This is a genomic window from Jatrophihabitans sp. (genome assembly GCA_036399055.1).
Taxonomy (GTDB): domain Bacteria; phylum Actinomycetota; class Actinomycetes; order Mycobacteriales; family Jatrophihabitantaceae; genus Jatrophihabitans_A.
On sequence record DASWNX010000023.1, the window covers coordinates 38,322 to 45,835 of the forward strand.

The 7,514-nt window shown below is 69.3% G+C and carries 7 protein-coding genes; 3 read left to right on the plus strand and 4 right to left on the minus strand.

Annotated elements, in window-relative coordinates:
• Positions 1–17: 17 nt before the first annotated feature.
• The 3 genes from VGB75_09325 to VGB75_09335 all read right to left on the minus strand — a co-directional run bounded on the left by VGB75_09325 (position 18) and on the right by VGB75_09335 (position 2,965).
• A complete protein-coding gene (locus VGB75_09325) occupies positions 18–329 on the minus strand; it encodes a contact-dependent growth inhibition system immunity protein (GenBank protein ID HEY0167231.1) in 312 nt (103 codons plus the stop codon).
• Entirely contained in the window at positions 326–1,645 is a 1,320-nt protein-coding gene (locus VGB75_09330; protein HEY0167232.1) for an RNase A-like domain-containing protein, read from the minus strand. Before VGB75_09330 ends, VGB75_09325 begins: the two co-directional genes overlap by 4 nt.
• Positions 1,646–1,759: 114 nt before the next feature.
• A complete protein-coding gene (locus tag VGB75_09335; protein HEY0167233.1) occupies positions 1,760–2,965 on the minus strand; it encodes an acyl-CoA dehydrogenase family protein in 1,206 nt (401 codons plus the stop codon).
• An 80-nt stretch (positions 2,966–3,045) separates the two neighbouring features.
• Here VGB75_09335 and VGB75_09340 point away from each other — a divergent pair, with 80 nt between their 5' ends.
• Complete coding sequence (locus VGB75_09340) at positions 3,046–3,561, plus strand: MarR family transcriptional regulator (GenBank protein ID HEY0167234.1); 516 nt, start codon at positions 3,046–3,048, stop codon at positions 3,559–3,561.
• A gap of 96 nt (positions 3,562–3,657) precedes the next feature.
• Here the strand turns inward: VGB75_09340 and VGB75_09345 are convergent, their stop codons facing one another.
• Positions 3,658–4,704, minus strand: a complete 1,047-nt coding sequence (locus tag VGB75_09345) for a S66 peptidase family protein (GenBank protein ID HEY0167235.1) — start codon at positions 4,702–4,704, stop codon at positions 3,658–3,660.
• Positions 4,705–4,808: 104 nt separating this feature from the next.
• Here VGB75_09345 and VGB75_09350 point away from each other — a divergent pair, with 104 nt between their 5' ends.
• Both VGB75_09350 and VGB75_09355 read left to right on the plus strand, forming a co-directional pair.
• Positions 4,809–5,663: an aldo/keto reductase gene (locus VGB75_09350; protein HEY0167236.1), complete on the plus strand. Its 855-nt coding sequence runs from the start codon at positions 4,809–4,811 to the stop codon at positions 5,661–5,663.
• A gap of 190 nt (positions 5,664–5,853) precedes the next feature.
• A partial coding sequence (locus tag VGB75_09355; protein HEY0167237.1) for a methylmalonyl-CoA mutase family protein occupies positions 5,854–7,514 on the plus strand: 1,661 nt, incomplete at its 3' end.

Consider the following 7,514-nt stretch of genomic DNA (forward strand, 5'->3'; position numbering starts at 1 on the left):
GGGTGGAGTCCGGCGCCTCAGGCGGCCGGTGACTTGTGCAAATTCTTGTCAACGTGTGCCGCTACGGCGAGCAACCAGGCACGGTGACTCTGCCACCCATCGCCAGGCGGGTAATAGACGATGCCCAGTTGGCGAAGGCGCTGCTGGATTTCCTGCTCACTCTGGCACTGGCTCAGTACTTGCTCCACATCGGCACGAAAGTGCGGAGCCGATTGCGGTTCACCATCGGTGAAGTCGTCGACCGCATGCCACAGGTCCGGGTAGTCGTCGGCCCAATCTTCGTGAAGGTAGGCACCCAGAAAGAGCTCTAACGCTGCCAATCGCTTCATAGCTCCACCATTGCCGTGTGTATCCGGTATCCCGTTGTCATAGTTGCGCTGCGCTTGAGCACCAACCTTATTCCCGAAGCTTCGACGGGACCAACAGCCTCTCTTATGATTGCAACGCCTACCGGATGTGGCATCCGACCGTTTAGGACCAAGCTTCTTGAACCATCTACAAGCCAGCGCTCGACCCCGCGCGCGTTTGCGTCGAGAAGCTGAGACAGGGAACTCTCAGCAATCTGACGATTGTGAAATGTCGAGGCGATGCCGAGGTTGGGTTCGGTGGCTAGCCGGTTGCGCAGGTAGTCCTCGCTCTTGCCGACGTGCTTGGCCAGGGTATGTCCGCCGTCTAGTCCCTCGTGGGCCATCAGTCCGCCGCCAGGAACGAGGTGAACGACGTTGTCAGCAGCTCGTAAACCACGGACGGCGGCGCCGCCGATCGGGATCGCGGCGGCTAGTCCCAGGCCGAGGTCGGTGTTGCTGACCTGCTCGCCGTGGGCGCGCCGGGTCGCGTCCACGGCCAGCTGGGTGAGGGCGAGGAAGGTCGCGGCGGCCAGGCAGGCGGTTGCCGCGGGTGGGCAGATGAGCAGCAGACCCAGGCCGAGCACGGTCAGGTCGGTGGTCAGCGCGCTGAGGCAGTCGGAGATGTTGTGCAGTGACGGGTGCCTCATCGCCCGGGCGAAGGGGCTGAGGTGCCGGGAGGCCGCCGCGGTGAGCTGGTGCGCCAAGCCGCCGAGGCCGCCGAGGCCGTGTCGGTCGCGGGTCGGGTCAGCCTCGTCGGCCCGGGACAGTGCCCGGATGCAGTGCTCCAGGGCGTCGGCCCACCGGTCATAGCCGGCCTTGAAGTCTCGGGCGGTCAGCAGCAGGTCCACTGTGTCGGGCGCCGGCCAACCTTGCTGGTCGGCGGCTCCGAAGGCTGCCGGCGCCTGCTGGGAGCGGGCCAGCTGCTGGACCAGCTCGTCGTGGCGTTGGCGCAGCCGGCTGCGGGCGGTGACCAGCCGGGGCGTGGTCTCGTCCAGGGCGCCGGCGTAGGCGTGCAACGCGCTGGCGTACTGCTCATAGCGGTCGGCGGTGGCTGTCATCGAGGGCGCGTGGGCGTGGATCTGCTCCACGAACGCCCGATGCGCCGGGCCGCTCCATAACGGCGTGTCCACCCGGGACAGCAGCGCCGAAGCCACTCGGCGCAGGTCTGCGGCCTGGGCGCCGGTCCGGCGGGCCGCGGCCCGGATCTGCGCCGGGTCTCCGGCCGGCATGCGCTGGCCCAGGCACAGCCGCGCCGCCGACAACCCGTCACCGGGCAGCTCGAACCGGCTAACCGCCATGGCCACCACGCCGCCCGGGCCTCATCCGCATGCCGCAGCACGTTAGGCAATTCCGCCCGGTCAGCGCGTCGAGTTATCCACAGCCCAGCTCGGTGAGCCTGGCGGCAGCCGACCTCAGCGGTAGGCCGAGAACCCGGTGAGCCGCTCGCCCAGCACCAGGGTGTGCACCTCGTGGGTGCCTTCGTAGGTGTAGACCGTCTCCAGGTTCACCGCGTGCCGCAGGGGGGAGTACTCGGTGGTGATGCCCGAACCGCCCAGGATGCTGCGCGCCTCCCGGCAGACCTCCAGGGCAGAGCGCACGTTGGAGAACTTGCCGAAGCTGACCTGGTGCGGCTGGAGCTGGTGGGCGTCCTTCAGCTCACCGAGCCGGCGCGACACCAGCTGCATGTTGGTCACCGTCACCGCCAGCTCGGCTAGCTTGCGCTGGGTCAGCTGGAAGGACGAGATCGGCCGGCCGAACTGGACGCGGCTGTTGGCGTAGTCCAGCGCGCTGGCGAGGGAGTCCCGAGCCGCGCCGACCACGCCGCTGATGATCCCGAACCGCGCCTCGGTCAGGCAGCCCAGCGGCGCCCGCAGCCCACGGGCCTCGGGCAGCTGGGCGCTGGCGGGCAGCCGGACCTCGTCGAAGCTCAGCTCGGAGGTGATCGAGGCGCGCAGCGAGATCTTGTGGTGCACGTCGGAGCTGGTGAACCCGGGGGCGCCCTTCTCGACCAGGAAGCCGCGGACACCGTCGTCGGTGCGCGCCCACACCACGGCGACGTCGGAGATCGAGCCGTTGGTGATCCACATCTTCGAGCCGTGCAGGATCCAGTCGGCGTCCTCGCCCGCTCCCGCGCGGCGGGCGTAGGTGCGCATCGACGACGGGTCCGAGCCGGCGTCGGCCTCGGTCAGGCCGAAGCAGCCGATCGCCTCACCGCGCGCCATCCGGGGAAGCCATTCGCGCTTGTGCTCCTCGCTGCCATAGGCGTGGATGGCATACATCGCCAGCGAGCCCTGCACGCTGACCAGAGAGCGCAGGCCCGAGTCGACCGCCTCGATCTCGGTGCAGGCCAGCGCGTACTGGCTGGCCTTCGCGCCGGCGCAGTCATAACCCTCAAGGTGCATCCCGAGCACCCCGAGCTTGCCGAACTCCAGCGCCAGGTCCCGAGCCGGCAGGGCGCCCGCCTCGAACCACTCGGCGATGTGCGGGCGAAGCTGCTCGGTGGCGAAGCGGCGGACGGTGTCGCGCAGCAGCCGGTCCTCGCTGTCCAGGGTGTCATCGAGGTCGAGCAGGTCCAACCGGTCGAGGGCGTCGAAGTCGGCCTGAGGTTCGATCGTCATGGACGCCACGATAGTCCTCGGCGCCGCCCGCGCCGGTCGGGCTGAGCAGCGAATGTGGGCTAGTCGTTAGGCTGTCGGACATGTCCGGACCGCTGCCCTTCGATCCGGTCGAGCGCGCCAGCGACTCGTGGGCCAAGCACTACCCCGAAGCCGGCGAGCAGGTGTACGCCGCGATGCGAGCGGTGACCTCGATCATGCGGGCCCAGCAGATCCTGATCGCCGGCCTGGACGCCGCGCTGCGGCCCTTCGGCCTGACCTTCGCCAGGTACGAGGCGCTGGTGCTGCTGACCTTCTCATCGACCGGGGCGCTGCCGCTGTCCAAGATCGGTGAGCGGTTGCAGGTGCACGCGACCAGCGTGACGAACCTCATCGACCGGCTGGAGGCCTCGGGCATGGTGCGGCGCGAGCCCAATCCGCATGATGGCCGGGGCACCCTGGCGGTCATCACCGACGAGGGCCGGCGGGTCGCCGACGCGGCTACCCGCGAGCTGCACAAGAACCAGTTCGGACTGCAGGGACTCCCGCCCGAGGACCTGCAGGGACTGTTCGCCGCCCTGCGCCGGCTGCGGATCGAGGCCGGCGACTTCGCCGTCTGAACCGCTCAGCGCCGGTCGAGTGGAGACGCTCAGCGCACCGCCGGCACTCGAGTGGAGACGCTCAGCGCCGGTCGGCACTCAGCGCACCGCCGGCACTCAGCGCACCGCCGGCTCGGTGATGCTCAGCCGGCGCTGCCGCGGATCGACCAGCATCTGCCGTCCCAGCGGCAGCACGCCCATCGGGGAAGAGTGGCCGTAATCGAGATTGGCCACGAAGGGCAGGTCGGGTCGGCCGGACAGCACCAGCTCCTCGCCGATCGCCTCGTAGAGGGCCAGGGTGTCGCGCAGTGGCAGGGCCTCCGGCCGCGAGAACAGCAGCGCCGAGATCCGCTGCAGAATGCCCAGCGCGGCGAAGTTGCGCAGCCAGGCGACCACCTGGGTCAGCGGTGGCCGCTCGTTGGAGATCTCCAGGTGCAGCACCGCCCCCTCGAAGGCCGACAGCTCGGGCCAGATCTCGGTGCCCAACGCCATCGCCAGCACCTCCAGGCAGCCGCCGATGAGCGGGCCCTGCACCGGCTCGCCGCCCTGCAGCCACAGCCAGCCGTAGTTGGGCACCCAGCGCCGCCGCCTGCTCTGCAGTCGCTGATCGCTCCAGTCCAGAAGCTCCTCGGTCCACTCCGGCGCAGCCGCCAGGTCGCCGACCGGCGCTGTGGACATCACGGTCGCGGTGAACGAGTCGGCGCTGAATTCGGCGATGCCGCCGTTCTCGGCGGCGGTGCTGAGCACCGCCATGCCGTAGAACGAGCCGACGCCGGCCTTGCCGAAGGCCAGATGGGTGATGGTGGTGTCGGAGTAGCCGGTGAACACCTTGGGGTGCGCGGCGATCAGGTCGAAATCCAGGAACGGCACTATCCGGATTGAGTCATAACCGCCGACGGCCGAGATTATGCCGTGCACGTCAGGGTTTTCCAGCGCCCAGTGCAGGTCGTCGGCGCGGGCCCGGGGGTTGGCGCGCAACCAGTCGGAGTCCCGGTCGGCATGCGGGGCGTCGATGACCCGAAGCCCGAACGTCTCGGCCAGTTGCCGCTTACCGGTGGCGTAGCGGTGCGGCAGCGCGGCGGCCCCGCCCGCCGACAGCGAGACGACGGCGACGGTGTCGCCCGGCCGCAGCGCGGGCGGCAGAGTCGATGCGAAGGCGGCCATGCCGATCATTGTCACCATGCCGGCAAGCGCATTCGACGGCGGAGGAACTCAGAGGCGCTGCATTAGTCTCAATCGAAAGGACCGCGTTCGTCGCAAGGAGTGACATGACCTCACCCGACCAGCCCAGCGCCTTCCAGATCGGCGGCAAGAGCGTGCGCCGCTTGGGATACGGGGCGATGCGCGTCACCGGCCCCGGCATCTGGGGAGAGCCGGCCGATCGCGCCGAGTGCGTCGCGGTGCTGCGCCGGGCGGTCGAGCTGGGCGTCGACTTCATCGACACCGCCGACTCCTATGGCCCCGTGGTCAGCGAGGAGATCATCGCTGAGGCGCTGCACCCTTACCCCGACACGGTGCTGGTCGCCACCAAGGCCGGGCTGACCCGCACCGGACCCGACAAGTGGGTCCCGGTGGGACGCCCGGCCTACCTGCGCCAGCAGGCCGAGCTGTCGCTGCGCCGGCTCAAGCTCGAGCGGATCGAGTTGTTCCAGCTGCACCGGATCGACCCGGAGGTTCCGCTGGCCGATCAGGTCGGCGAGCTCAAGGCCCTGCAGGACGAGGGCAAGGTCGGCGCCATCGGGCTGTCGGAGGTGAGCGTCGAGCAGATCCAGGCGGCGCAGAAGGTCGCCGACATCGCGACCGTGCAGAACCTCTACAACCTGACCAACCGGAAGTCCGAAGGCGTGCTGCGCTACTGCGAGACCCACGGCATCGGCTTCATCCCGTGGTTTCCGATCGCGGCCGGTGACCTGGCCAAGCCCGGCGGCGCGGTCGACCACGTCGTTCAGGCGACCGGGGCCACGCCGTCGCAGGTGGCACTGGCCTGGTTGCTGGCCAAGTCGCCGGTCACCCTGCCGATTCCAGGCACCTCCAAGGTGAGCCACCTCGAGGAGAACATGGGCGGCGCCGACGTGCGGCTGACCGCCGAGCAGGTCAGCGAGCTGACCGACGCCGTCCGCTAGCCCGTCGACGAGCGCCCAGGCGACAGGGCAGGAAAGCGCGCCCGTCGACCGAGCGCCCAGGCGACGGGCAGGAAAGCGCGTCCCGTCGACCGAGCGCCCAGGCGACGGGCAGGAAAGCGCGTCCCGTCGATGTGACGCTATCTACTAGGACGTCCTAGCACTTAGTCGGACGTCCTAGTACCATCAGGGAATGGATTCCGAGGAGATCGAGGCGGGCCGCGCCCGCTGGCAGCAGCGCTACGAGAAGTCCCGGATCGCCGAGCGCGATTTCACCACCCTGTCCGGCGTCGAGGTCGAGCCGGTCTACGGGCCGCCCGAGGGCACTTCTGACCCTCGCTTCGAGCAGATCGGCTGGCCGGGGGAGTTCCCGTTCACCCGCGGCCTGCACGCCAGCGGATTCCGCGGCAAGCCCTGGACGATCCGGCAGTTCGCCGGCTTCGGCAACGCCCAGCAGACCAACGAGCGCTACAAGATGATCCTGGCCTCCGGCGGCGGCGGGCTCTCGGTCGCCTTCGACATGCCCACGTTGATGGGCCGGGACTCCGATGACCCGCGCGCGCTGGGCGAGGTCGGGCACTGCGGCGTGGCGATCGACTCCGTCGCCGACATGGACGTCCTCTTCGACGGCATCGACCTGGGCTCGGTCACCACCTCGATGACCATCTCGGGGCCGGCAGTCCCGGTGTTCTGCATGTACGTGGTGGCCGCCGAGCGCCAAGGGGTGGACGTCGCCCGGCTCAACGGCACCCTGCAGACCGACATCTTCAAGGAGTACATCGCGCAGAAGGAGTGGATCTACCCTCCCGAGCCGCACCTGAAGCTGATCGGCGACCTGATGGAGTACGTCGCCGAGGGCATCCCGGCGTACAAGCCGCTGTCGGTGTCGGGCTACCACATCCGCGAGGCCGGAGCCACGGCGGCGCAGGAGCTGGCGTTCACCCTCGCCGACGGCTTCGGCTACGTCGAGCTGGGCCTGTCCCGCGGCCTGGACATCGAGCAGTTCGCGCCGGGCCTGTCGTTCTTCTTCGACGCCCACCTGGACTTCTTCGAGGAGATCGCCAAGTTCCGGGCAGCACGGCGGATCTGGGCGCGCTGGTTGCGCGACGTCTACGGCGCCAAGACCGTGAAGGCACAGCAGTTGCGGTTCCACACCCAGACCGCCGGGGTGTCGCTGACTGCCCAGCAGCCGGAGAACAACATCGTCCGGACCGCCATCGAGGCGCTGGCCGCGGTGTTGGGCGGCACGAACTCGCTGCACACCAACGCCCTGGACGAGGTGCTGGCCCTGCCCACCGACAAGTCCGCCCAGATCGCGCTGCGCACCCAGCAGGTGATCGGCGAGGAGATCGGTGTCCTCAACGTCGCCGACCCGCTCGGCGGCTCGTGGTACGTCGAGGCGCTGACTGACAAGATCGAGGCCGAGGCGGAGAAGATCTTCGCGCACATCAAGGAGATGGGCGGCGACGGCACCATGACCGCCGGCCTGCTGCGCGGCATCGAGGACGGCTGGTTCACCGGTGAGATCGCCGAGTCGGCCTTCCGCTACCAGGTCGCGCTGGAGAAGGGCGACAAGCGGGTCGTCGGGGTCAACGTCCACCAGGGCGAGTACGGCGAGCCGCTGGAGATCCTGCGGGTCTCCCACGAGGTCGAGCTGGAGCAGGTCGAGCTGGTGCGCAACCGGCGCGCCGGCCGGGACTCCGCCGCCGTCGACGAGGCGCTCAAGCGAATGGTGGCTGCCGCCGAGAACGGTGAGAACACCGTGCCGGCGATGCTGGACGCGGTCCGCGCCGAGGCGACCCTGGGCGAGATCTGCAACGCGTTCAAGCCGCTGTGGGGCGAGCACCGCGAGCC

Excerpts from the sequence above, each read along its gene's own strand:
- VGB75_09325 (HEY0167231.1), bottom strand. The coding sequence starts at position 329 with ATGAAGCGATTGGCAGCGTTAGAGCTCTTTCTGGGTGCCTACCTTCAC.
- VGB75_09330 (HEY0167232.1), bottom strand. The coding sequence starts at position 1,645 with ATGGCGGTTAGCCGGTTCGAGCTGCCCGGTGACGGGTTGTCGGCGGCG.
- VGB75_09335 (HEY0167233.1), bottom strand. The coding sequence starts at position 2,965 with ATGACGATCGAACCTCAGGCCGACTTCGACGCCCTCGACCGGTTGGAC.
- VGB75_09340 (HEY0167234.1), top strand. The coding sequence starts at position 3,046 with ATGTCCGGACCGCTGCCCTTCGATCCGGTCGAGCGCGCCAGCGACTCG.
- VGB75_09345 (HEY0167235.1), bottom strand. The coding sequence starts at position 4,704 with ATGGCCGCCTTCGCATCGACTCTGCCGCCCGCGCTGCGGCCGGGCGAC.
- VGB75_09350 (HEY0167236.1), top strand. The coding sequence starts at position 4,809 with ATGACCTCACCCGACCAGCCCAGCGCCTTCCAGATCGGCGGCAAGAGC.